Source organism: Gaoshiqia sp. US2 (genome assembly GCF_059705485.1).
In genome coordinates this window covers 2720868-2747217 of record NZ_AP048550.1, presented here as the reverse complement: position 1 = coordinate 2747217, position 26350 = coordinate 2720868, and the positions used below count along the sequence as shown (strand labels likewise).

Sequence of the window (26350 nt, the reverse complement as noted above, 5' to 3'; positions counted from 1 at the left end):
ATCAGACAAGTAAAAACAAAATGAATTAAAATATGAAACCACGACAATTATTATTATTCAGCATGTTGGGTGTCGGGGCCACCATGGCCGGGTGCGCCCAAAAGGAAGTAAAAAAAACAAATATCCGGCCCAACATCATTTTCATCATGAGCGACGACCACGCCTACCAGGCCATCAGCGCTTACGGGCATGGTCTGAACAAAACCCCGAATATTGACCGCATTGCCAAAGGCGGGGCCATTTTTACCAGGGGGTTTGTAACCAACTCGGTTTGCGCCCCAAGCCGCGCGGTGATGCTTACCGGCAAGCACAGTTTTGTGAATGGAAAGGTTGACAACATCCAGCCTTTCAACTGGGACCAGGACAACTTCCCCAAACAGCTTCAGAAAAATGGCTACCAAACCGCCATGATCGGCAAGATACACCTCGACGGCATTCCGGAGGGCTTCGATTTTTCAATGGTGCTGCGTGACCAGGGGGAGTACTATAACCCCGACTTTTTCATCAATGGCGAAAAAAAACAGATACACGGGTATTGTACTGAAATTGTTACTGAAACAGCACTCGACTGGCTGGAGAACAAACGTGACCAAAATAAGCCGTTTTGCCTTTTGTACCATCAAAAAGCTCCGCACCGTGAGTGGTTGCCAGCGCCAAAATATTTCAGGCAATATACAAAAATGCATTTTAAAGAGCCGGAGACCTTTTTTGATGATTATGCAGGCAGGGGCACCGCCGCCCGCTCGCAAGAGATGAGTATATTGAAGGATATGAAATGGGCGGCAGATTTAAAGATTTATCCGGAGGTGATGGAAGAATTGGGCATAAAGGAAGAATCAAACTGGGGGATCAATCTGTTCAGAAAGGATGTGGGTCGAATGGATGCCGCCCAAAAGGCAGCATGGGATTCGGTTTACGGTCCGCTGAATGAGGAATTTAAAAAGTTGTATCCATCGATGAGTTGGAAAGAAAAGATGCTTTGGCGTTACGAGCGTTACATGCAGGATTATCTGGCATGTATCGCCTCGGTTGACGACGGAGTGGGCGAAGTGTTGGATTATCTGGATAAAAGCGGGTTAGCAGAAAATACCATCGTGGTTTATACTTCCGACCAGGGCTTTTACCTGGGCGAGCACGGCTGGTTCGACAAACGTTTCATGTACGAAGAATCGTTCCGAACCCCGATCCTGATGAAATACCCGAAGGAAATCAAACCGGGGACGGTCGTTGATAAACTCGTCCAGAATCTCGATTTTGCGCCGACATTCCTGGATTATGCCGGGGTTAAGGCTCCGGCAGACATGCAGGGCGAGTCGTTCCGCAAGATTGTCAGCGGTGAAAGCGGCAAATGGCGCGACGCTGTTTATTACACTTACTACGAGTACCCCTCGACCCACATGGTCAAACGGCATTACGGGGTAAGGACCGACCGCTACAAACTGATCCATTTTTATTACGATGTGGATGAATGGGAAATGTACGACCTGGAAAAGGATCCGATGGAAATGAAAAGTGTTTACAATGATCCGGCCTATGCCGATGTGCGCAAGATGATGCACCGGCGCCTGGACGAATTGCGCAAACAGTATGGCGACAGCGACGAAAACGACCAGCGGATATTGGAAGAATACCTGAAGGCAACTAAAAGATAATTTTCTGTCATGAAAATTTACCATAAAAAATAAAACTAAAATGATACAAAAATTGATTAAAGGGAAACTGGCCATAAGTAAATTGGCAGTCCAAAAAATGAGTGTATGTCAGGTTTGTCTGGCAACAATTACGTTTTTCTTTCTTGGGGTATTTTCGGTTTCATCTCAGGAAGCCGGTGTTACCAGTCAGAACGAAGCTTTTTCCGACCGCTTTTTGCCTGTCCCGTTAAACAGCGGTTTCCAGATGCCCGGGTTTGTGACCTGGTGCGGTTCGGTGATCAAAGGCGAGGATGGCCGTTATTATATGTTCGCCTCCCGCTGGCCCGAGGGCAAAAGTTACAGTTGGGGGCTCGATTCCGAAGTTGTTTTGGCTTCATCCGACAACCCTGTTGGCCCCTACCAGTTTGAAGATGTTGTTTTGCCCAAACGGGGCACCCGGTACTGGGACGGGATGATGACCCATAACCCGACCATCCATAAATACAAAGACACTTACCTGCTTTTTTACACCGGAACAACTTATCCCGACCGGAATTATAATGTGGCATGGGCCGCCAAACGCATCGGCCTGGCCACGGCAACATCTGTTAAAGGGCCGTGGAAGAGGTTCGACGAACCCATCCTGGAGCCACGACCGGGACGGTGGGACAACCAGATCACATCTAATGCCGCGCCTTGTGTGATGCCCGACGGAAAAGTGTTCCTGGTTTACAAAAGCACCCGTTCAGGACATGCCAAAGACGGTACTTTCCCTGGACCTGATTTTCGCCTGGGAGTTGCGGTGGCCGATAATTACATGGGGCCTTACAAACCCGTGAGCGAAGAGGCGATCCTTCCGTTTACCGGAACCAAGAACTCGAATGTTGAAGATGCCTGCATCTGGTACGACAAAGAAGGGTTCCACCTCCTGTGCAAAGTGTTTGATGCGGGAGTCCATCTGATCGGGGAAAATGGCGGCGGCATCCACGCTGTTTCGACGGATGGGATTAACTGGGAACTGGCAAACAACCCGAAGGGATATTCGCGCACGATTATCTGGGCCGACGGGCGCAAGGAAACGATGAAAAGGCTTGAGCGTGTCCAGTTACTGATTGAGGACGGCGTTGTTACCCATGCTATTTTTGCCATTATCGACGAAAAGGCTAAACCAGGTTCGGGCCGCAATATAGTTATTCCGTTAAGGCGTTAATATTTCAGATTTTTAAACTAAAAAAAATAAATAAAATGAGCAGAAGAGAAAATTTCAAAAAAACGTTACAGCACATTCAGCCAGATGATATAATCATTGATTTGGGAGGTTGCCCTTTATCGACCATGGAAGGAAAAAGCATGTTCACCTTGCTTGAGTTCCTCGGGTATGAAATCCCTCAAGATATTAAACCGCTGAAATTTGGCAAAACCAGGAGGCTCGACGAACGCATATTGAAATACATGGACATCGACACCCGCTCGGTTGGCGAGATATTTACGCCCAGGGATTCGCAGTACGGGGAAATATCCGGAACAGAGTACATCGATGAATGGGGCATCAGGCGCGTTTACACCGGGCTGTACTGGGAACAGGTAAGCTACCCGCTTAAAAATGCAACCCTCGAAGACCTGGACAAATTCAGGTGGCCCAACCCCGATTCGATTGACCCCAGGGAAATAGAAGAAGCAGCCCTTCAGGCCAAAAAATTGTTTGACGAAACCGACTATGTTATTTGTGCCGAACACCCGATATACGGCGTTTTTGAATTGGGCTGCTGGATGTGCGGTTTCGACGATTTCCTGTTGCGCACGATCGAGGATGTTGAATGGGTGGAAAAATTCTTCGACAAGATTTACGACTATCAGAAAAGGGTGATCGAAATTTATTACGGGGCGCTGGGGAAATACATCCATTACACCTCGAGCGGCGACGATTTCGCGACCCAGGCCAGTTTGTTTGTATCCGTCGATATGTTTTCCGAACTGATTAAACCATACCTGAAAAAGCGCATCAGCTACACCAAACAATTCACCGGTGCGGCTTTTCTTCACCATTCCTGCGGCAGTGTGTTCCCGCTCATCGGCGAACTGATCGACGCCGGAGTGGACATTTTGAACCCGATCCAGCCCAAAGCCGCGTATATGGAACCCTCCAACCTGAAAGACAATTATGCCGGCCAGATCGTGTTTCACGGGGGGCTTGACACACAGGAAGAACTTCCTTTCGGGAACAAAGAAAGCATTGAGCGGACAGTCGAAAAAACAATTGATATCCTGAATAAAGAAGGAGGGTACATTTTTGCGGCTGCCCACAACATACAGGAAGATGTCCCGCCGCAGAACCTGGTTTATATGTTCCAGGCTGCCCGGAAATTCGGGAAGAAAAAACCGAAATGACTTGGCAAGCCATGAATAAACGAATGCTAAACTTTCATGCTATGAAACGTACAGTCATGTGGTTATTGAAAAGGGCGAAACGGCTGGTTTTTTTGCCTGCCATACTGTTCCTTTTGAATTTAAGTGTATCGGGCGAGGTCAGGTTGCCTTATATTTTATCGGATAACATGGTGCTTCAGCGCGGGTTGCCGGTAAATATATGGGGCTGGGCAAATCCCGGGGAAAAGGTACTGGTTGTTTTTAATAACCAGAAAATATCAGCGAAAGCGGCAAAAGACGGCGCCTGGAAAGTACAGTTAGCGCCCTTGGCTGCCGGCGGCCCGTTCGAGATGACCATTACAGGAAAGAATACGATTGCACTCAGGAATATCCTGGTTGGTGATGTCTGGGTTTGCGGTGGCCAGTCGAATATGGAGCGGTGGCTTTCGATGTCGAGGAATTGGGATGTCGATCAAAACTCGGTTGAAAATCAGAATATCAGGTTGTTTAATCTTCCCAAAAACATCAGTACAGCCCCGCTCGACAATACACTGGAAGCAAAATGGGAAATTTGCGGAAAGGAAACTGCAGCCAGGTTTTCAGCCGTTGGGTATTATTTTGCCAGAAACCTGGGAAAGGACCTAAATGTGCCGATAGGACTGATAAACGACAACTGGGGAGGCACTGGAATAGAAACCTGGACCAGCCTCGAAACCATGTATGCCGACGACGATTACAAGACAGCCGTTGAGAAGGTCAAATCGATTGACACCGAACAACTCAGGAAAGAGGCCGAAGCGAACAGGATAAAATACCAGAATACAGTTGATAACGAAGACGCGGGCATAGCAAACAAATGGTACGCCGGAAATGCTGCCGGCCTTCCGGGATGGGAGACCATGAAGTTGCCCCAGGCATGGGAAGGGGCCGGGCTTCCGTCTGTTGACGGCGTGGTATGGTTCGCAAAAGAAATAACCATTGACCCTGCCGGTGCAGGAAAGGAAGCCTCCGTCAGTTTAGGTCCGGTTGATGACAGCGATATAACCTGGCTCAACGGCATTCAGATCGGCAAAACCGAAAATAAGTCGGGTGCGCCACGGCTTTACAAAGTCCCCGCTGGCGTATTGGTGGCCGGAAAGAACAGGCTTGCGATAAAAGTAACCGATAGGAGTGGCAGGGGAGGCCTCTGGGGAAAAGATGAAGAGCTTTTTATTGAGGTCGATGGCAAAAAGACAGAGCTTGCCGGCAATTGGTCTTATAAGGTGGGATTGAAATTACCTGCTTTCAAAGACTTATCGGGACCCAACGCCTATCCATCTCTTTTGTATAATGGCATGATAAACCCAATAACCAAATACCCCATCAAAGGGGCGATCTGGTACCAGGGTGAAAATAACGTGGGCAGACACATCAAGTACCGCTCGCAATTCCCTGCTATGATAAAAGACTGGAGACAAAAGTGGAATTGCGGCGATTTTACCTTCCTGTTTGTACAGCTTGCCAACTTTACAGAACCGGTACCGGCGCCCCAGAATAGTTCGTGGGCAGGATTACGCGAAGCCCAGACTATGGCGCTGTCGGTTCCCAATACCGGCATGGCAGTGATTATCGACATCGGGGAGGCAAAAGACATCCATCCCCGTAACAAAGATGATGTGGGTTATCGCCTGGCCCTTGCTGCCCTTAAAAAAGCATACGGAAAGGAACTGGTATATTCAGGTCCCGTGTATAAAAGCATGAAGGTGGAAGGAGACCGCATCATACTGGAGTTTGACCATAACGGATCAGGGCTTTGGGCAAAGGATAAGTACGGGTACCTGAAATCGTTTGCAATCGCGGGTGCCGACAAAAAGTTTGTTTGGGCAAAAGCTTACCTGACACCAGACAATAAGGTAATTGTTACGAACGAAGGCGTGCCAAATCCGGTGGCTGTGCGTTACGCATGGGCCGATAATCCCGACGACGCCAATTTGTACAACAAGGAAGGGTTGCCGGCATCGCCGTTCAGGACGGATGACTGGTGATTTTAAAGTAATATACATAAATTGAAATAACGTGACTAAAGATGAGGTTCATGAAATTTAAAATAAGGAAAGTTTATCAATTGGTCATAATTTGTATTGCAGCCAGCACTTTACCTTCTTGCCTGCAATCTCAGAATACAGGTAAAAAAACATATACAGATTTTGTTAATCCTTTTATCGGAACATCGGGCCATGGGCATACCTTTCCGGCGGCTTGTCTTCCGTTTGGAATGGTGCAGCTCGGTCCCGATACGGATGTGAAAGGATGGGACTGGTGCTCCGGTTATCATACCAGCGACAGTTCAATCATGGGGTTTTCGCATAACCACTTGAGCGGTACAGGGCTTCCTGATATGGGCGATGTACTTGTCATGCCCATTACCGGCGAACCACAGTTTGAACCGGGTGACAAAAATATTCCGGGGAAAGGCTACCGTTCACGTTTCTCACGCGAAACGGAAGTTGCAAAGCCCGGCTACTATGCCGTAAAGCTGGAGGACTGTAATGTTTATGCCGAAATGACTGCTTCATTACGGGTTGGTTTTCACCGTTACACATTTCAGGGCGTTTCTGATGCCGGTTTGATTATAGACCTTGGGCATGGTATCGGCGACAAGACTGACAAAAGTTTTATAAAGTTAGTGGACGAATACACTGTGGTTGGCTGTAGAACCTCATCATGCAGGCTTATCACCGGTCACCTTGTATATTTTTGTGCTAGGTTTTCAAAACCTGTCCGGCAAATTATTTCCTTTAAAGATAGTATTGTTGGCCATGAAAAGTCCGTTGATGGTATTGTTTCAAAAATGGTTTTTCATTTTAGCACGACACCCGGCGAAAAACTACTGGTAAAAGTGGGTTTGTCATCGGTAAGTGAAAACGGGGCACAAAACAATATCGAAAAGGAAATACCTCACTGGGATTTTGACAGAGTTGCCCGGGAAGCAGATGATGCCTGGGAAAAGGAATTGTCGAAAATTGAGGTGGAATCTGATAACGTTGAGCAAAAAACCACTTTCTATACCGCCTTTTACCATTCGCTGGTTTGCCCCAACCTCATTTCGGATGTCGATGGAAGTTACAGGGGATGGGATAATCGAATTCATAAAGAAGCAGGAAAAGAATACTATACGAATTTTTCCCTGTGGGATACCTACCGGGCATTGCACCCGTTTTTTGCACTTTTATACCCCGGAAAAAACCTTGATTTTATCACTTCGATGACAGAGTGCTTTAACCAAACCGGGTCTTTGCCCATAATGGATTTTGGAGCGAAAGAATCAAATACCATGATAGGCTATCATTCGGTTCCGGTAATTTCGCAGGCCATCCTGCAGGGGCAACAGGGATTTGATCACGAACACATCTTTGGTGCAATGAAAGTTCTTGCCATGCGCGACGCTAAAGGCTTGGACCACTATAAGAAACTGGGATTTATCCCCACGGAAACCGGGAGGAATTCCGTATCGAAAGTGCTCGAATACGCTTACGACGACTGGTGCATTGCCCAGGTAGCCAAAAAGCTTGGCAAAAAGGAAGATTTCGATTATTTTATCAGCAGGGCTAAAAACTACAAAAACCATTTCGACGCTTCCACCGGATTTATGCGGGGCCGCCACACCGATGGCAAATGGCGCGGACCTTTCGATCCAAAAGTTACTTCAAGCGCAGGTTGGGGCGATTTTACCGAGGCCAATTCATGGCAATATACCTTTTATGTCCCTCAGGATATAACAGGTTTAATAAACCTGATCGGTGGCGACAACGCTTTTGTTTCAAAGCTCGATTCCTTATTCAGCGTGGAAACCGGTAAGGGAGAGAACGAGGTGCTTGACGTTACCGGGCTTATCGGCCAGTACGCCCACGGGAACGAGCCGAGCCACCACACGGCATACCTCTATAATTTTGCCGGCCAGCCCTGGAAAACCCAGAAGATGGTCAACACGATCAAAAACACGCTGTATAACAGTGGCCGGGACGGGTTGTGCGGAAATGACGATTGCGGCCAAATGTCGGCCTGGTATGTGTTTAGTTCCCTCGGGTTTTATCCCGTCACCCCCGGAATGGATTATTACGTGATTGGCACGCCTTCGTTTAAAAATGTCAGACTGCACCTTCCAAGTGGAAATTTATTTACAGTCAAAGCAAATGATATTTCCGCGGAAAATTACTATATCCAAAGCGCCAAACTAAACGGGAAAGGCTATACCAAATCATTTATGCGAATAGAAGATATAGGGAAAGGCGGAACCCTCGATTTTAATATGGGGAACAAACCTGGTACCGAATGGGGAAGTAAGCCGGAAGATAGGCCCGTTTCAGGAATATCTGACTAATATCAAACATATTAACAAATAACGAATTAGTGATGGGGAAACATATTTTAATCATAACGCTGTGTTTATATGTAAATACAACACTTTTAGCCCAGGGTAGCAGAGTTTTTGATAACCGGTCGGTGCCAAGTAAAATACTGAAAATGGACCGTAAGTACTCCATTTATCTGCCTGAAGATTATTTTACTTCGGAGCGTTCGTACCCGGTATTGTACCTGCTGCATGGCAATGGCGACGACCACACGGGCTGGGTACAACTGGGCGATGTGAAACGCATTTCCGACAAAGCCATTGAAGAAGAGAGGTGTACGCCAATGATTATCGTCATGCCCGACGCAAATACCGGGCAGCGGGGTTATTTCAACAGCCCGAAGGGCGACTGGAATTATGAGGATTTCTTTTTTCAGGAGTTTATGCCGTACATCGAAAAAACATACCGTATCAGGGCAGAGAAACATTACCGCGCCATCGCGGGGCTTTCGATGGGTGGCGGCGGTACTATTGTTTATGCCTTGCACCATCCCGAGATGTTTTCATCGGCCTGTCCGCTGAGTGCTGGCAATGGGCTGCACGATTGGGACACTTTCAGGGAAACGTATAAAAAGAACTATGAGGGCATATCCGATGACCTGTTGCTGTCCTTTTACAAACAGCACAATGGCTTCGAACTGACGAACAGCCTTCCGGTTGACCAGATGAAGACCGTTCGCTGGTACATCGACTGTGGCGATGATGACATCTCCCGGGTCGAATCGAATTTAAGGTTTTACCTGACGATGATTAAAAAAGGCATACAAGGCGAGTTTCGTGTTCGCGACGGAGCCCATACCTGGAACTGCTGGCGGGGAGCTTTACCGTCTGTTCTTGAGTTTGTTTCTCAACCATTTTGCGAATAAAGAGACTATTTGAAAAACAGATTTAATTAATAGCAATGACAACTAATAGCCAAACTTTTGAAAATTTTTCAACGCCGAAGTTACCCGGCTTATTGAACCTGAAAAACCTGGTCTTTTTCGTTTTCCTGTTTTTTTTATTTTCGGTAACCGCCACTGCTGACGGCGGACGAACCACAATTAACCTGAACGGGACCTGGCAATTCGACCAAACGCTGAATGCCTTTCCCCCGGCAAAATTTACGCGGGTTATCCCGGTACCGGGGGTCATACATCTTGCCGAACCAAAGATTGACGATTACGACAAAATCTTAAAACGGCTCGATAAGGTATATTTCAAAGAAAACCACAACCTGTACAACGTCGATTACACTCCCCGGTACAACTGGTACCGAAAAACCGTGTTCGTTCCCAAAGAGATGGAAGGCAGGGAAGGAGTGATCACCCTGAAAAAGAGCCAGTATGTTACCCAGGTATATGTGAACGGGATGGACATGGGCAGTAACATGGCCTGTTTTACCCCCATCGAATTTAATGTTTCGGGGGCGCTAAAATACGGGGCTGAAAACGAGATTCTGATCAAGGTGGGCGACCGTGTCTGGTTGCCCGGCGAATCGCCCGGCGGCACCGACAAGGAAAAAGAGAATTACATCCCGGGAATCTGGGACGACGTTTTCCTTGCGTTCACCGGAAAAATGCGCGTAAACCGCTTACTGGCGCTCCCATCGGTCGAAAACAAAAAAGTAACGGTTAAAGCGCAGGTACGGAGCTTCCTGCCTGCACAGATTTTTGCCAACGACCCAATGCAGGATAAAATTACCGTGAAAGTTTCCATTTGCGAAAAACTATCGGGCAGGGAGGTTGCCACTGCCTCGGGCGATTATATGGTAAGGCGCGACAATTTAACTACCATCGAAATGTCGCTGCCGTTAACTGGGTTCACGGCATGGTCGCCTGAAAAACCATTTTTGTACACAGCAAAAGTGTCGCTCATTGGCAAAACAGGTATTTCCGACGAGTTCGGCAAACAATTTGGGATGCGCGATTTTACCCGGCGGGGCAAATTCTTTTACCTGAACGGGGAACAATACTTCCTTCGCGGGACAAACATTACCCTGCAACGGTTTTTCGAAGACCCCGACTGCGGCAACCTGGTTTGGGACAAAAACTGGGTAAAAAAATTCCTGGTCGATGGCCCCAAAAAGCTCAATTGGAACGCCATGCGTATTTGCATCGGCCTTGTTCCCGATTTTTGGTACGATTTAGCCGACGAACACGGTTTATTGTTCCAGAACGAATGGTTCTACTGGCAAAACCACGGCTGGGACGACCAAACGCGGAAAGAATACACCGACTGGGTTTGGAGCGACGGCTGCCACCCCAGCATTGCCATCTGGGACGGGATCAACGAAAACTGGGACAGTTTTATTGGCAACACCCTGATCCCCGAGCTTAAAAAACTCGATCCCACACGCATTTGGGACACCGGGTTTATGACCAGCGACGAAGTGCCGGCAGATGAAATGGACGAGCCTCACCTCTATGCGGGCCCCGTGCCCTGGGCGCTCGACGAATTTGAAAAAAAACCATACCCGCTGGGCGATTTTGATTTCAGGCATCCCATAACCAAAAAACTGGAAAGCGCTGGTTCTGCCCAGTTGGTCAATGAGTACGGTTGTGTATGGCTTTGGCGGAACGGCAGCCCTACCAAGCTTACAATCGATTTTTTTAAGTACTACCTTGGGGCCAATTCCACGCCCGAACAAAACCGCGAGTTGCAGGCTTACTGGCTTCAGCTTGAAACCGAGTTTCTGCGGAGTAACACGAATGTGGCCGGGGTGCTTGCTTTATGTTACCTGGCCAATAATTATGGGTACACAGGCGACTGGTTTATCGATAATGTCAGGGACCTGAAACCTGCTCCTGCGCTGGAATGGTTCCGACACTGTTTTGCCCCTGCGGCGCTGTTTATTAACCTCGCTGACGGGCGGTATGTGAAACACCTTGAACCCTGCCGGCCCGGTTCCGAACTGTTTTTCAACCTGGCAGGGGTAAATAATTTTTCAACCCCGGTGAATGGAAAAGCTAGGGTATATCTTTTGGATTCCAAAGGAAAGAATGTTGGAGAAAGGAAAACAGAAGCAAAGCTGTCGCCTCTTACCCGGACCAATGTCCCAACAAGCATCTTGCTTCCCGATCAGCCGGGCGGATACGTCCTGGTGGCGGAGTTAACCCCCGAAAACGGGCAGCCGGTCGTCAGCCGTAGGTTTCTGAAAGTTGGCCAGGCCAAAAAGTACAATTACTACAAGCTTAAACCATAAGACCGTCAGATGTGATAAAGATTTTTGGGACTAAACGTGAAATAGAAGTGAAGATAAAAATGAAGATAAAAATGATCGGGTTTATTTTAGTTGTACTGTTTATAGCGGGAATTAATAATGGTTATTGTTCTCAGGAACCAACAGGGCAAATGTCGGGTAAAGACAAAGTCCAGACAGCGGGCAATGAATTGTATGTCGATCCGGTAAACGGATCAGACTCGAATTCGGGAAGCAAAGAAAAGCCGTTCCGCACCATCGAAAGGTCGCGCGATGAAATCCGCCAGAACCGTCAGTCGGTGGCGGGCGACATTACCGTTTGGCTTCGTGGCGGCGAGTACAACTATGCCGGCCGGTGTACCATCCGGCAGGTTGGAGAGGGCGAAAAAGCGTACACGGTAAGGACAAGCGAATTGACCTTCAATGAACATGACTCCGGTAAAGACGGGCACAAAATTATCTACAAAGCATATCCCGGCGAACGTCCGGTGATCAGCGGCGGAAAACGCATCTCCGGCTGGCAGTTGCATGATCCAAAACTGAACATCTTCAAAGCCAATGTCGGGAAAGGCATCGATACGCGGCAACTTTACGTTAACGGGCAGCGGGCGATAGTTGCCCGGAGCGAAAGAACGCCTATAAGCCTTACCTTCGAGAGCGCCTATGGCCATACCACGACCGATACATTTATGGCAAAGTGGAAAAATATCCTGGATGTAGAGTTTGTATATTATGACCAGTGGGTCGAATACCGGATCAAAGTGGATCAGATCACTGCAAATAACGGCGTAGCAACCATCAAAATGTATCCTTCCGCGTGGCAGTTCTCAACAACAGGGCGATTTGCAAAAATCAGAGGAGTAGCCAGCCTCGATTATATTGAAAACGCTTACGAGCTGCTGGATTCAGACGGGGAATGGTACCTTGACCGCGGCACGGGCGATTTGTTTTACAAGCCCCGGAGCGGGGAGGACATGGCAACGGCAGAGGTTGTCATCCCGGTTGTGGACGAACTTCTCACCGCAAAGGGGAGCAACCGGGACAACCGGTTTGAGAATGTCAGTTTTGAAGGGATAACCTTTGAATATGCCGGATGGCTGCGCCCTAACATGGTAAAATCAAATATTTTTTGTGCGATCACGCAAGATGACAGGAGGTACCCCGAAAGTGCGGTCAGGGTTTCCTCCGCGAGCGGGATAACCTTCGAGAGAAATAAATTTTTAAGGATGGGGAGCGTAGGCCTGAAAATGGACAACGGCGTTAAAGATGTGACGATTGCCGGGAATAAGTTTGTCGATATATCGGGAGGTGCAATGACTATAGAGGAACCGCATTTCAAGCCTTTGGATATGGCGAATGTAGTGATTAAAAACAACTATATCCGCAAGGTTGGGTTGGAATATACCGCTGTTCCGGGCATTTATGTGGCGCAGGGCAAAAACATCTATATCGGGCATAACGAGATATGTGACTTGCCATACAACGGGATGTGCGTTTCCATGCATGGCAACTCGATATCGGAGCATGTAGTCATTGAAAACAATTATGTCCACGACATGGGAACAATGACAAAGGTTTTTGATGTGGGGGCAATTTATGCCAGCGGGACAAACATTTTAGCAAATGAGGAAAATCCATCATTTACGGTACGGGGTAACTACATACGCAACGAGACGAACGGGATCGGGGCAATTTACGCGGATAACGGATCCACCTGGTGGCACGCGTATAACAACGTGATTGACCTGAGATTTAGCCCGCCCTGGAAAGGGGACAAGGATCCCGTGGCCATGCATACCAACTGGGGAGAACACCTCCGGTTTGTGAATAATTATACAACAACCGACAAAACTGACTTTTGGCTGCCCGGTGAAATGGCAGACAAATGGAAGCCTGAAACGAATTCATACCAGTGGAACCTGTATCCCGATGCCGTCTGGCCGCCTGATGCGATTGGTATTATCGCTAATGCCGGGTTGGAGGAAACTTACCGCGATTTATGGGATGAGGATGCGCATTTTAATTTGATACTGAACCCGGGATTTGAAACCAGGCAGGAAGGCCAGGTGTGGATTGCCGAAGATGCCCAATGGAACCGGACTGTTGGCGAGCGCCACCAGGACATCTCATCGGCGAAAGTGACGCCAACAAAAACCGGCGGCTACATTTACCAGACAATCGCCGCCAGCAAGGGACTGCATTACCAGGTTTCCGCCTGGGTTAAGGGTGGTCCGGCAGGCAAATTCAACGCAACGCTTTATGCCATGATTGGCGAAGGCCCCGGCGCGAAAATGTTAACGTTGGATAAGGCCGCCATTGCATCGGGCGGCTGGGCTTCGCTTGAAGGCGAATTTGATTGTGCCGTGAACGGGATTTCTGTTCCGGTCAAACTGTTTGTACAAACCGACAGCCCTGTTGGCGCATCTTATTACCTTGATGATTTTAAGGTTATTGAAGACAAGAAACACTGATGTAACATCTAAAATAAAAATTAATGGATAGAAGGAAATTTTTAACACAGTCAGGCGCTGTTCTCGGAACGGCATTAATGGTTCCCGGGCGTTTGTTTGCAGGGCGGGGACAGGCTGGCGAAACAGTGAAGCGGGTGCATGTGATTTTCAAGACACACCTCGACGTTGGCTTTACCGACCTGGCCGCCAATGTTGTTAAAACTTATTTTGACGAATTTATACCGAACGTATTGTCGTTGACCGAAAAGATTGCTGCCGAAGGAAAAGCAAACCGTTACCAATGGACCACCGGTTCATGGCTGGTTTACCAATACCTGGAAGAAGCGTCGCCGGAAAACAGGAGACGGATGGAGCGGGCCATCGAACGGGGTGACTTTTCCTGGCTTGGAGCGCCTTTTACTACCCATACCGAACTGATGGACAAGTCACTTTTAAGTTTGGCAACCGGTTATTCAGCCGAATTGGACCGACGTTTCGGGCGTAAAACTTTGTCTGCAAAAATGACCGACGTGCCCGGGCATACCAGAGGAATGGTTCCCGTATTGGCAGAGGCAGGCATTGAACTTTTTCATGTTGGCGTCAATATCGGCAGCCACATGCCGGAAGTCCCGCCTCTTTTTATCTGGAAAAGTCCCGATGGGAGCGACCTGACGGTTATGTACCACCATGATTACGGGGGTGTGTCCTTGTTGCCTGGGGAAGAAGCTGCAATTTCGATCCAGTTCACCCACGATAATCACGGACCCCATTCCCCGGAACAAATAGCTAAAATATATACTGACCTGAGGACGCAATTTCCAAATGCAAAAGTTTTTGCATCCGACCTGAACGCGGTGGCGGAGGAAGTAAGGTTACTGCGTGACCGTTTGCCAGTGGTTACAAAGGAAATCGGGGACACATGGATTCACGGCCCGGGTAGCGACCCGCTCCTGATGGCCCGCTTCAGGGAATTATCCCGGCTGAGAAAAGAATGGATCAACGATGGAAAGCTCCGGGCTGGCGGGAAATCAGACAGGGCATTCGGAAAACATCTGCTTCTCGTCCCTGAGCATACCTGGGGTTACTCTATCGGGCGGCTGGGCCACTGGGATATTTACGACATGCCAAAATTCCGTAAATCGCGCAACCTCCCCGAATTTAAAGGGATCGAAGCTTCGTGGGCAGAAAAACGGGCCAACATCGACCATGCCGTTGCAACACTGCCAGCCGGGCTTAAGGAAGAAGCCGAATCGCGCTTAATTTCACTGAAACCTGAGAAAGCAGGCACAGCGGGACTGCAACAGGTAAATCCGGATAAAAAGGGGATTTTTGATACATGTCATTTCAAGATCGGGTTTGACCCCAAAACAGGGGCAATCAGTTATCTCGAAAACAAACAGACCAAACGTCAATGGGCGTCCGCAGCCCAGGCTCTTGGGCTGTTTTCGTACCAGACTTTCTCCCGGCCTGATTTTGACAGGTTCATGGAACAGTATGCACCTGCCGACCTGATAGGGGAAAAATGGCTTATTTACAGTTGGAACAAACCCGGGCTGGAAAACTCGTCGGCCAAAAGCGCCCTGTATTTTACCAGCCTGAAGCAAATGTGGCATGAAAAGCGGAAAGACGGGGACTTTTTCCTTTCCCAACTGGAAATCCCTGAAGCCGGGGATTCAGGGTGCCCGAGGGAAATTTTCGTGGAGACTTTTCTCCCCAACAGTGAACCTGTTATAAAAATTAACTTGAAGTGGTTCGAAAAACAGGCCTCACGATTACCTGAAGCCTGCTGGTTTTCTTTCATTCCTGCCATAGAGCCTGACGGTCAGTTCCTGATGGACAAGATGGGACAGCCCGTATCGCCGCTGGATGTGGTTAAAGGAGGAAACCGGAACCTGCATGGAGTAATTAAAGGAGTTTCATATCAAGACGATCAATCCGGGTTTGATTTGCAAACGCTGGATGCGTTCCTGGTGGCTCCAGGAAGGCGTTCATTGCTCACTTTCGACAATCAGCAACCGGATATGGAGGGAGGCCTTCATTTCTGCTTGTTGAACAATCTCACCGGCACTAATTTCACCATGTGGTTCGAAGAGGATATGCAGTTCCGGTTTTCGTTGAAATTTGGGTAATTTTTTTATCAGAGATATCACAACAATTTAAAAAAATCAATTATGAATTCAAGGGAACGTATTTTATCAGCAATCAATCACCGCCAGCCCGACCGTGTCCCGGTTGACCTGGGGGCAACCGGCAGTTCGGGGATATCGGTAGTAGCCTACCATAACCTGTTGAACTACTTAGGCAAAGGCCACCTGAAAAACCATGCCCATGATGTGGTGCAGCAACTGTCGCAGCCCGACATGGAAATACTCGATTTGTTCGGGGTCGATGTGGTTGACGTAGGCCGCCACTTTAACACCGGTGAAAATTACTGGCACGAGTTGGGACTGATCAAAGGCAGCCCGGCGCTGTACCCCCACTGGTTCAAGCCCGAACAGCAGCCCGACGGGAGCTGGCTGGCCGCCGGAAAAACCGGCGAGTATATTGGCAAGATGCCATCTGGCGCTACTTTTTTCGACCAGTTGATCTTTCCGTATGTTGACGGCTACCCCGATAATTTCAGGGATTTAGGCCGTGATTTGTCGCGGGTGGTATGGGGCGGCCTGGGGTTTACGCCCTACGACTGGGCCGACGATCCCAATTTCTGGAAAATGCTGAGGGAGAAGACCATCGACCTTCGCTCGAAAACCGACAAGGCCCTGCTGTTGGGCGTGGGCTGCAACCTGTTTGAATGGGGGACTTTTCTGCGGCGGATCGACAACTTTTTGATGGACCTGTACATGGAACCTGAAAATGTCAATCGTTTGCTTGATGCGTTGATGGAAAGGCACATGGCGTTTCTGGCCAAAGTTTGCGAGGCTGTTGGCGACGTGGTCGACATCCTGAAATTCGGGGATGACCTGGGCACCAACACCGGGCCATTTTTTGCAACCGAGACCTACCATGAATTCTTTTTCCCGCGGCACAAACAATTGTGCGATTTCGTAAAAGCCAATTCAAAAGCGCACACCATGCTTCATTGTTGTGGCGGCATTTATGAACTTATCCCCGAGTTGATTAACGCCGGATTTGAGGTAATCAACCCGGTGCAGATCAATGCCATCAACATGGAACCCGAACGGCTCAAGAAAGAATTTGGAAGGGAACTGACCTTCTGGGGCGGCGGCTGCGATACGAAGAGCGTGCTGAACAGGGCCACACCGCAGGAGATCAAAGACCATGTGAAACACAATCTTGAAATTTTCAACAAGGATGGCGGGTTTGTTTTCAACACCGTTCACAACATTATGCCTGATGTCCCTCCTGAAAATATTTTGGCATTATTTGAGGCGGTTAAAGAGTTTAATCAGTAAATAATCAATATCAATTTAGATGATGGAAGAAATTTTAATAAAGCCAGAAAGCTTATCTGACCTAGAGTAGAGTTAAAACTAGTAAAGTAAAAGTTCTTTGAAAATTTGTAAATACGGGGCTAAATCAAAAGGCGCATATGTGCTGACGTTATAAAAAGGTCACTACATTAGAGCTGAGATGTGACTTGTCGTTTTTTTAATTTTTAATCACTGTAGATATAATATCCTTTCTGTACTGATGGGGAGTTTTATTTACGATTCGCTTGAACTGCCTGTTAAAATTCGACAGATTCTGAAAGCCGCTCGTGTAACATACCTCGGTGATATTGTGCTGTTCGCCGCTCAAAAGTTTGCAGGCGTAACCTACCCTGACTTCGTTCAGAAAATTAATGAAGGTTTTTCGTGTGCGTTGCTTAAAAAAATTGCAAAATGCGTTGGGCGACATGTTGGCTATTCCGGCCACCTGGTCCAGTGTCAAATCAGAAGTGAAATTTTTCATGATGAAATCGCACACCTTCGTAATCTGCTCTGAACCCGAAGTTTTAAAATTCTGGATAAACCCGGGGCTTGCCAGCCTTTTTTTATCCTTTGTTCCCGATAATGTATGGAGAATAGTCAATAATTCGATAACCCTGACAGGGCCGGGCATTTCAAGCATGTCGTCCATTTTCCGGGCGATCAATTGCCTTGTCTTCCCGGTGATGGAAAAACCCATTACCGAGTCTTCCAGAAATGAAACGATGGCTTCCATCTCAGGGATATCAAAGAAATGGTTACCCAAAAAATCTTTGGTGAAATGGATAACAATCGCTTCAGCGGTTAAACTGGAATTTTCCTCGTAATAGATTTGGCTGTTATGATACACGTGGGGAAGGAACGGCCCCAAAAAAGCGAGGTCCCCGTCGGTAAAACTGCTTATGTGGTCGCCTATTATTTTCTCGCCGGAACTTTTCAGAACGAGAACTAGTTCGTACTCAGGATGGTAATGCCAGGGTGTGGGATAATGCGGATAAACATCTTTTTGTAACACGAATGAAGATTTCGCCTCCTTATTCAAGCGTTCAATGATCAGTTTCATTGTAATACGATTTTGCTGCAAATTTTAGTAAAAAGTTTGAAAAATAAAGTAAAATAGTATCATTTTTTCAAGGCAATATCTGCGAACTTTGATCAAACCAATTGGTGTTGAAGAATTAAGAACTGCTGCGTAGCTCTAAGCTAAGAATACTTTACCAAGTTACCTTCGAAGGACATTATCGAGTTAGTAAAAACAGGACTAACATAATCTTGTCATGGACTATGTTTTAATAAGCAACTGTAAATAAACTATTTAAATTTGAAAACCTAAAAATGAAATTCAATATGAAAAAGAGAGTAATCACACTGTTATCAGGGCTAATGACTTTTTTGATGTTGTCTTTTGCCCCGTCTGAAAAAAAAGACCCGATGGCGCTTTACCGGCTAACCGACCGGCCGTCGTCTCCCAATACCTTGACGGGGAAGGAAAAGAAAGATGGCTGGAAACTTTTGTTCGACGGGAAAACACCGCAGGGCTGGCGAGAATACAACCGGACGGAATTCCCCTCGTTCTGGACTATCGAAGATGGCTGCCTGACAATGACCAGCACCGGCGGAAAAGAAAGCCAGGACATTGTTTATCCGAAGAAGTACCGCAGTTTTGCGCTGAGTGTCGATTTTAAGCTTACCAAAGGGGCCAACAGCGGCATCATTTTTCATGTTGCCGAAGACCCCAAATACAAATTCCCGTACGAAACCGGCCCTGAATTTCAGGTTATCGACCACGAAAACTGGCCCGATAAATTGGAAGACTGGCAAATCTGCGGGGCCAACTATGCCATGTACCCGCCTATGGTGCGCCATTTCAAGCCCGTTGGCGAATGGAACCATGCCTTGCTGGTGGTTGATGGCAACAAGGTGACCCAGATACTCAACGGGGAAGTTGTGGTAAAGTACGAAAAGTATTCAGAAGACTGGACCCAACGCCGCAACAGTGGCAAGTGGGCCAAATATCCCGATTACGGCAAATTCGACGAGGGGTATGTCTCGCTTCAGAACCACGGGACCAAAGTGTGGTACAAGAACATCAAAATCAAAGAATTTTAACCTTAACACTGAAAACTAAACAAATGAATAATTCGAGACGTGAATTTTTAAAGAGGGCCGCAGTGGCCACCGCGGGGGTCTCCATTGTGCCCAACATTGCCGTAAGCGGGCTTGGGCACCGCGCCCCGGGCGATAAAATGAATATTGTCGGGATAGGTATCGGCGGTAAAGGCCACCCCAACCTGAAAGCTATGGCGACCGAAAATATTATTGGATTGTGCGATATCGACTGGAAATATGCCGAAGGTTGCTTTAAAGATTTTCCGAAGGCCAAACGTTACTGGGACTGGCGGAAAATGTTCGATGAAATGGGCAGTTCGATCGACGGTGTCATGGTTGCAACTGCCGATCATACCCATGCCATTGTAGCGGCTACGGCCTTGTCGATGGGCAAACATGTTTATTGCCAAAAGCCGCTGACACATTCGGTTTACGAATCGCGTTTGCTTACCAAACTGGCGGCCAAACACCAGGTGGCCACACAAATGGGTAACCAGGGCAACTCGGGCGACGGCGTCCGCCAGGTTTGCGAGTGGATTTGGAACGGGGAAATTGGCGAAGTGCGCGAAGTGCATGCCTGGACAAACCGCCCGATATGGCCACAGGGTTTGCAGAGGCCTGCCGGACAAATGACTGTTCCTGATACCCTGAACTGGGACCTTTTCATCGGGCCGGCGCCCATGCGCCCGTACCACGATATTTATACCCCCTGGAACTGGCGCGGCTGGTGGGATTTCGGCACCGGAGCTTTTGGCGATATGGCCTGCCACGTGCTCGACCCGGTTTACCAGTCGCTCAAGTTGGGCTATCCTGAAAAAGTGAGCGGAAGTTCGACCCAGGTGAACACCGAAAGCGCCCCGCAGGCCGAAACGGTCGAATTCGATTTTCCGGCTCGTGCAAAAGTGAAGGATCAGGAAATGCCTGCCGTTAAAGTATTCTGGTACGATGGGGGAATCCTTCCCAAAAGGCCCGATTTGTTGCCTGAAGGCGAGAACCTGATGGCCGACGGGCTGGGCGGATGTATTTTCGTTGGCTCAAAAGATACGATGATTACCGGGTGCGGCGGGTTCAAGGCGCGCCTGTTATCAGGCCGTGTGCCCAGCGTAACCCCGTACCTTCGCCGCGTGCCCAAAGCAATTGGATACATCGACGGCCCGCACGAACAGGACTGGATCCGTGCCTGCAAAGAATCGCCCGAAAACAGGATCGAAGGAACTTCCCATTTTGGATATTCCGGCCCGTTCAACGAAATGGTGCTGCTGGGTGTGCTGGCCATCCGCCTGCAAAGTCTGAATAAAACACTGAAATGGGATGCTGAAAACATGCGGTTCACCAATGTTTCAGCAACCGAAGAACTGAATATCGTGACCTCCGATGAGTTTAAGGTCATTGACGGGCACCCGCATTTCAATACCAAATATGCCAGGTTCAATGCCGTTGAAGCTGCATCCGGTTATATCAAACATACTTACCGCGATGGATGGAGCCTGCCGGCTATGCCTTAGAAATTTATTTGGTACAAGCAAAAATGATTTCTTTCAGGGCAGGTTTTAATCCTGCCCATATTACTTTTTTACCTATGACTTCAAAAGAACGATTTGATTTGACGATTAACCACCGGCAACCCGACCAGATGGTGGTCGATTTTGGGGCGACCCCGGTAACCGGTATCCATGTTCAAACGGTTGAAAACCTCAGAAAGCACTACGGGCTGGAATACAAGCCGGTCAAGGTGGTCGATCCCTACCAGATGCTGGGCGAGGTGGACGCGGAACTGGCCGCGATACTGGGCGCCGATACCGTTGCGGCCCGGGGGAGAAAAAATTCATTTGGCATATACAACCACGGGCCACTGAAAGAATACCTGACCCCTTGGGGACAAACCGTGTTGGTGCCCGAAGGGTTTATCACCACTACCGATGAAAAAGGCGACGTGCTGGTTTATCCCGAAGGCGACTTGTCGGCAGGCCCGTCGGCACGGATGCCCGCAAGCGGGTATTTTTTCGACGCGATCATCCGCCAGAAACCTTTCAATGAAGAAGACCTGGACCCGAAAGACAACCTGGAAGAATATGGGTTGATTGGCGACAGCGACCTGGAATACTGGAAGGAAACCACCCAAAAAGCACGTGCGACAGGCAAAGCCGTGGTGGCAGGGCTTGGCGGCACGGCCCTGGGCGACATTGCCCATATCCCCGGAATGAGGTTGAAAAAGCCCAAGGGTATCCGCGACATTACCGAGTGGTACATGAGCGTGATCATGCGGCCCGGTTACATCAAAGCTATTTTCGACCGCCAGTCGGAAATGGCCGTTGAAAACCTCGCGCGACTGTACCAGGTCATCGGCGACAACATTGACGTGGTTTACATCTGCGGAACCGATTTCGGCACGCAGGATTCAACGTTTTGCGCCCCCGAACAGTTCGACGATTTGTGGCTGCCCTACTATCAGCGCATCAACGGCTGGATACACGGCCATACCAACTGGAAAACCTTCAAGCATTCGTGCGGCGCGGTCGAGCCGTTCATGTCGCGGTTTATTGCTGCGGGTTTCGACATCATCAACCCGGTGCAGATTAATGCCAAAGGGATGGACCCGATCCACCTGAAAAAAACCTATGGCAAAGACCTCGTTTTCTGGGGTGGCGGCATCGATACCCAAAAAGTATTGCCGTACGCAACTCCTGAAAAAGTACGCGAAGAAGTACTGCGCCTGTGCGACATTTTTGCCGCCGACGGAGGGTTTGTCTTCAACACCGTTCACAACGTCCAGGCCAATGTCCCGGTTGAAAACATCGTGGCAATGGTGGATGCTGTCAGGGAATTCAACGGAAATAAATAGTGATCATTAAACCCAATTTACCGATGCCTGAAAAAAGTTTATCCGGCAAAAGCCTTGTCATTATCGGTGGCACCACCGGTCTGGGTTTATCGGCAGCCAAAGCTTTTATCGAGAGCGGCGCCAATGTAATTGTGGTAGGCCGGAATGAAGAAAGTGCGGCCGGGGCCAAAATTATTCTGGGCAGTAAGGCCGAAGTAATTGTTGGCGATGCCGTCCTTCCGTCAACTGCCATTCATGCCATTGAAGTTTGTGTCGGCAAATTCGGGAGCTTCGACGGGCTTTACCATGTGGCTGGCGGCAGCGGACGGAAAATGGGCGATGGCCCGTTGCACGAACTGACCCTGGATGGCTGGAACAAAACACTGGAACTGAACCTTACTTCGCTCATGTTGTCCAATCAGGCGGCAATCAGCCAATTCCTGAAGCAGGGAACCGGAGGCTCAGTTTTAAACATGGGATCGGTTTTGGGCTATTCACCGTCGCCTCAGTATTTTTCCACGCATGCCTACGCTGCGGCCAAATCGGCCATTATTGGGTTTACCAAATCAGTTGCCGCATACTATGCCAGGAATAATATCCGGGTAAATGTCATTGCCCCGGCATTGGTCGAAACGCCAATGGCGCAGCGTGCCGCCGAAGACGAAACGATCCTGTCGTTCATCAAAACCAAGCAGCCGTTGGATGGAGGCCGGATTGGCGCCCCTTCTGACCTCGACGGACTGGCCATTTATTTTATGGGCGACCAGTCGCGGTTTACGACCGGGCAGATCGTGGCCGTTGATGGCGGCTGGACGGTGAGCGAAGGACAATTGTAATTAAATACAACAATTCAAATCAAACATGATTATGTCAGAAATAACAATAGGAATCGACCTGGGAGGTACGAGAATAAAAGCGGTGTCCATTGATGAGCATGGCAAAACCTTGCACCAGCATTACCAGCCCACGAACGACGGTGACGATAGCGTTTGGAAAAATGCAATAGCAACGTCCGTTAGGGAAATACAAAGCAAAATCGGGAACACGAATGCAATGGTTGGCATATCGGCCCCCGGGCTTCCCAATATAGGCAACTCGGCCATTGCATACATGCCGGGCCGGTTACAGGGCTTGGAGAATTTCGTCTGGACCGGTTTTTTAGGAAGCCGGACATTTGTTTTGAACGATGCCATTGCGGCCATGATGGCCGAAGCAAGGTTTGGCGCTGCAAAAGGGAAGAAGAACGTGGTCATGCTGACATTGGGGACAGGTGTTGGCGGCGCCATACTAATTGAAGGGAAGCCTTACCAGGGGGCGTTCAACAAAGCCGGGCACATCGGGCACATGGTGATCGACAGCGAAGGGGAAGCCGATATTATCGGGATGCCCGGTAGCCTCGAAGATGCCATCGGAAATTGCAGCATTGAAAAAAGGACCTCCGGGAAATTCACTTCAACGCACCAATTGCTGGAAGCCCACAGGAATGGAGACAGTTTTGCTACCGGCATCTGGCTTTCTTCAGTAAAAAAACTGGCCATTGGCATGGCCGCTTTAACCAATATACTTTCGCCTGAAATGATCATTCTGGGCGGTGGCATTACCGAGGCTGGCGACGATTTGTTCGGGCCTCTGGAAGAATACATGGGCAGTTACGAATGGCGGGCAGGCGGAAACCGCACTGAAATTGTAAAGGCCCAGTTTGGCGATTTGGCCGGGGCAGTGGGGGCAGCCTGTTTTGCAAGGGAAGCAGGGAAGAGCCATTAGTCCTTCCTATCAAATCGAAATGGCTTTAATTAAAGATGGATCAGGTTATCAGTTCTGTAATGTGTCCCATATAAATCTAATTGAATTAATAATCGCTAAAGTTTCAACCAATGAAGAGAATATTGATTTATCAGGTATTTAGTTTACTGTTCGTATTGAATGGTTTTTCGCAATCTGCGTTTAACGGGCTTGATATGAACATGGGCAATCTTTACCGTTTGTCGAATGCCAAAACCCGTTCCATTTCTCCGGAAAATTTTACGGGTGAAAAGGGCAAAGGCGGGATGGCCCGTCCTGAGGACAAGGATATCCCAAACAAGGCCAATTCAGCCTATCCTGCCAGGGACCTTGGACAAGGATGGAAAATTAACCCGGCCATCCGCATCAACCCAGGGGAGACTTTCACGCTGGCAGAGATTGAGGGACCAGGCGCCATCCAGCACATTTGGATGACCCCAACGGGGAAATGGAGATTTTCAATTCTGCGTATTTACTGGGACGACGAAACCGAACCATCAGTTGAATGCCCCGTGGGCGATTTCTTCGGAATGGGCTGGGGCGAGTATGCCCCGCTGGTTTCGATGCCGGTTTGTGTCAATCCCGGCAGTGCGTTTAACTGTTACTGGGTAATGCCTTTCCGCAAAAAATGCCGGATCACCATGGAAAACATCAACGACAAAGACCCAATGACCCTGTTTTACCAGATTGATTATACACTTACGCAAATTCAGGAAGACGCTGCTTATTTTCATGCACAGTTTAGGCGAACAAATCCAAATGAAACTTCTGATTATACCATTATTGACAACATCAAAGGCAAAGGCCAGTTTGTGGGTGTGTACCTGGCCTGGGGCGTGAACAACAACGGCTGGTGGGGCGAAGGAGAGATTAAATTCTTCATTGATGGCGATGACAAATTTCCGACTATCTGCGGAACCGGCACCGAAGATTACTTCTGTGGCTCGTATGGTTTTGATACCAAAAAGAAAAATGAAGCTGGTGGTGTTGAAACTGCCTATACTGAATATTGTACTCCCTATGCCGGGATGCACCAGGTTATCCGGGGCGACGGGCACTACAATGTAATGCAACGATTTGGCCTTTACAGATGGCACATTATGGACCCCATCCGCTTTGAAAAAGATCTAAAAATTACCATTCAGGATTTGGGCTGGCATCATGGAGGCAGGTTGTTGAAACAAAAATCGGACATTTCATCTGTCTGTTATTGGTACCAGACAGAATCCCACATCAAATTTCCCCGATTGCCTTCCTGGCAGGAATTGGAGGTCAATTAAATTTTTGTGGATATGAATGCAATACTTCTCAAAATTCCATATATCTGGTATAACAGTTTATGCTAATCCAATTAGGAACTGGTAGAACTTCTCACAACAAAAAAAATAATACATGAACATCACAGAAACTTATTTACAGAAGTCTGCTGAAATACTGGAAACGGTAAAAGCGCAGCAAATACTGATCAGGCAAGCGGCACAACTGTTTGCCGAAACCATACTGGCCGGACGAATGGTGCACATTTTTGGCAGTGGCCACAGCCGCATCCTGGTCGAAGAAATGTGGCCGCGCTACGGGTCTTTCCCGGGTTTCAACCCCATTGTCGAACTGTCGCTTACCTTTCATAACCTGGTTGTTGGGGCCAACGGGCAAAGGCAGGCCATGTTCCTTGAAAACGTGAGCGGACTGGCCGACCGTATCCTTCGCAACTTCGACCTGAAAGAAGTGGACACGGCCCTGATTATTTCGTCGAGCGGCTGCAACGTGGTGCCCATCGAGATAGCCGAACTCTTCCGGCAGAAGAAGATCAAAGTGGTTTCGATCATTTCGAAAAAACATTCAGAAAAATCGACCAGCAAGCGTAGCGACGGCAAAAAACTAGGCGATTTCTCCGATTTGATTTTAGATACCGGCGCCCCTGTTGGCGATGCCATGGTGTATGTTCCGGGCTTGGATACGCCGGTTGCCCCCGGCTCTACGGTGGGCGGAACCCTGCTGATCAATTGCATTAAAGCCGAACTGGCCGCATTGTTGACTGCTGCAGGCCAACCCCCGAAAGTTTTAAGCGGAGCGGTGGTGGTAGGCGAAGAACGGGCAGTCTCCCTGTTCGAGGGCGCTTACGATGAACATGCACACCGGCTTACCCGCTTGTTCGAGAACGTGGGAAAATCATCAGAATAACCGGACTACC

At 48.6% G+C, this 26350-nt stretch carries 18 protein-coding genes; 17 read left to right on the top strand and 1 reads right to left on the bottom strand.

Features of this window, described 5'->3' with window-relative positions:
• Positions 1–32: 32 nt before the first annotated feature.
• The 10 genes from AC6H3C_RS10995 to AC6H3C_RS10950 are packed head-to-tail and all read left to right on the top strand — an operon-like array spanning position 33 to position 17432.
• Positions 33–1652 (top strand): sulfatase family protein, encoded by a 1620-nt coding sequence (locus AC6H3C_RS10995; protein ID WP_497520814.1) that lies wholly within the window; start codon positions 33–35, stop codon positions 1650–1652.
• A 40-nt stretch (positions 1653–1692) separates the two neighbouring features.
• A complete protein-coding gene (locus AC6H3C_RS10990) occupies positions 1693–2841 on the top strand; it encodes a glycoside hydrolase family protein (protein ID WP_497520813.1) in 1149 nt (382 codons plus the stop codon).
• A gap of 35 nt (positions 2842–2876) precedes the next feature.
• Positions 2877–4019, top strand: a complete 1143-nt coding sequence (locus AC6H3C_RS10985; RefSeq protein WP_497520812.1) for a uroporphyrinogen decarboxylase family protein — start codon at positions 2877–2879, stop codon at positions 4017–4019.
• 41 nt (positions 4020–4060) lie between these two features.
• A complete protein-coding gene (locus AC6H3C_RS10980) occupies positions 4061–6022 on the top strand; it encodes a sialate O-acetylesterase (RefSeq protein ID WP_497520811.1) in 1962 nt (653 codons plus the stop codon).
• Between the two features lie 50 nt (positions 6023–6072).
• Positions 6073–8358, top strand: coding sequence for a GH92 family glycosyl hydrolase (locus AC6H3C_RS10975; protein WP_497520810.1), 2286 nt, complete (start codon positions 6073–6075; stop codon positions 8356–8358).
• Positions 8359–8390: 32 nt separating this feature from the next.
• On the top strand, positions 8391–9254 hold the full coding sequence (locus tag AC6H3C_RS10970; RefSeq protein ID WP_497520809.1) for an alpha/beta hydrolase: 864 nt from the start codon (positions 8391–8393) through the stop codon (positions 9252–9254).
• A gap of 35 nt (positions 9255–9289) precedes the next feature.
• On the top strand, positions 9290–11572 hold the full coding sequence (locus tag AC6H3C_RS10965; protein WP_497520808.1) for a glycoside hydrolase family 2 protein: 2283 nt from the start codon (positions 9290–9292) through the stop codon (positions 11570–11572).
• Positions 11573–11631: 59 nt separating this feature from the next.
• Entirely contained in the window at positions 11632–14040 is a 2409-nt protein-coding gene (locus tag AC6H3C_RS10960) for a right-handed parallel beta-helix repeat-containing protein (protein WP_497520807.1), read from the top strand.
• 23 nt (positions 14041–14063) lie between these two features.
• Positions 14064–16148, top strand: a complete 2085-nt coding sequence (locus AC6H3C_RS10955) for a DUF5054 domain-containing protein (RefSeq protein WP_497520806.1) — start codon at positions 14064–14066, stop codon at positions 16146–16148.
• A 42-nt stretch (positions 16149–16190) separates the two neighbouring features.
• Complete coding sequence (locus tag AC6H3C_RS10950; protein WP_497520805.1) at positions 16191–17432, top strand: uroporphyrinogen decarboxylase family protein; 1242 nt, start codon at positions 16191–16193, stop codon at positions 17430–17432.
• Positions 17433–17628: 196 nt separating this feature from the next.
• Here AC6H3C_RS10950 and AC6H3C_RS10945 read toward each other — a convergent pair whose 3' ends face one another.
• Positions 17629–18510: an AraC family transcriptional regulator gene (locus AC6H3C_RS10945; protein WP_497520804.1), complete on the bottom strand. Its 882-nt coding sequence runs from the start codon at positions 18508–18510 to the stop codon at positions 17629–17631.
• Positions 18511–18794: 284 nt separating this feature from the next.
• Between AC6H3C_RS10945 and AC6H3C_RS10940 the strand changes: the two genes are divergently transcribed.
• The 7 genes from AC6H3C_RS10940 to AC6H3C_RS10910 all read left to right on the top strand — a co-directional run bounded on the left by AC6H3C_RS10940 (position 18795) and on the right by AC6H3C_RS10910 (position 26340).
• Positions 18795–19556 carry a 3-keto-disaccharide hydrolase gene (locus tag AC6H3C_RS10940; RefSeq protein WP_497520803.1) on the top strand — a complete coding sequence of 254 codons (762 nt, stop codon included), beginning with the start codon at positions 18795–18797 and terminating at the stop codon, positions 19554–19556.
• A 23-nt stretch (positions 19557–19579) separates the two neighbouring features.
• Positions 19580–21061: a glycoside 3-dehydrogenase gene (locus tag AC6H3C_RS10935; RefSeq protein WP_497520802.1), complete on the top strand. Its 1482-nt coding sequence runs from the start codon at positions 19580–19582 to the stop codon at positions 21059–21061.
• 74 nt (positions 21062–21135) lie between these two features.
• Positions 21136–22398: a uroporphyrinogen decarboxylase family protein gene (locus tag AC6H3C_RS10930; protein WP_497520801.1), complete on the top strand. Its 1263-nt coding sequence runs from the start codon at positions 21136–21138 to the stop codon at positions 22396–22398.
• Positions 22399–22421: 23 nt separating this feature from the next.
• Positions 22422–23213, top strand: coding sequence for an SDR family NAD(P)-dependent oxidoreductase (locus AC6H3C_RS10925; protein ID WP_497520800.1), 792 nt, complete (start codon positions 22422–22424; stop codon positions 23211–23213).
• A 31-nt stretch (positions 23214–23244) separates the two neighbouring features.
• Positions 23245–24141 carry an ROK family protein gene (locus tag AC6H3C_RS10920; RefSeq protein WP_497520799.1) on the top strand — a complete coding sequence of 299 codons (897 nt, stop codon included), beginning with the start codon at positions 23245–23247 and terminating at the stop codon, positions 24139–24141.
• A gap of 110 nt (positions 24142–24251) precedes the next feature.
• Positions 24252–25439 (top strand): glycoside hydrolase family 172 protein, encoded by a 1188-nt coding sequence (locus tag AC6H3C_RS10915; protein ID WP_497520798.1) that lies wholly within the window; start codon positions 24252–24254, stop codon positions 25437–25439.
• A gap of 112 nt (positions 25440–25551) precedes the next feature.
• Complete coding sequence (locus AC6H3C_RS10910; RefSeq protein ID WP_497520797.1) at positions 25552–26340, top strand: sugar isomerase domain-containing protein; 789 nt, start codon at positions 25552–25554, stop codon at positions 26338–26340.
• The last annotated feature ends 10 nt before the right edge of the window (positions 26341–26350 follow it).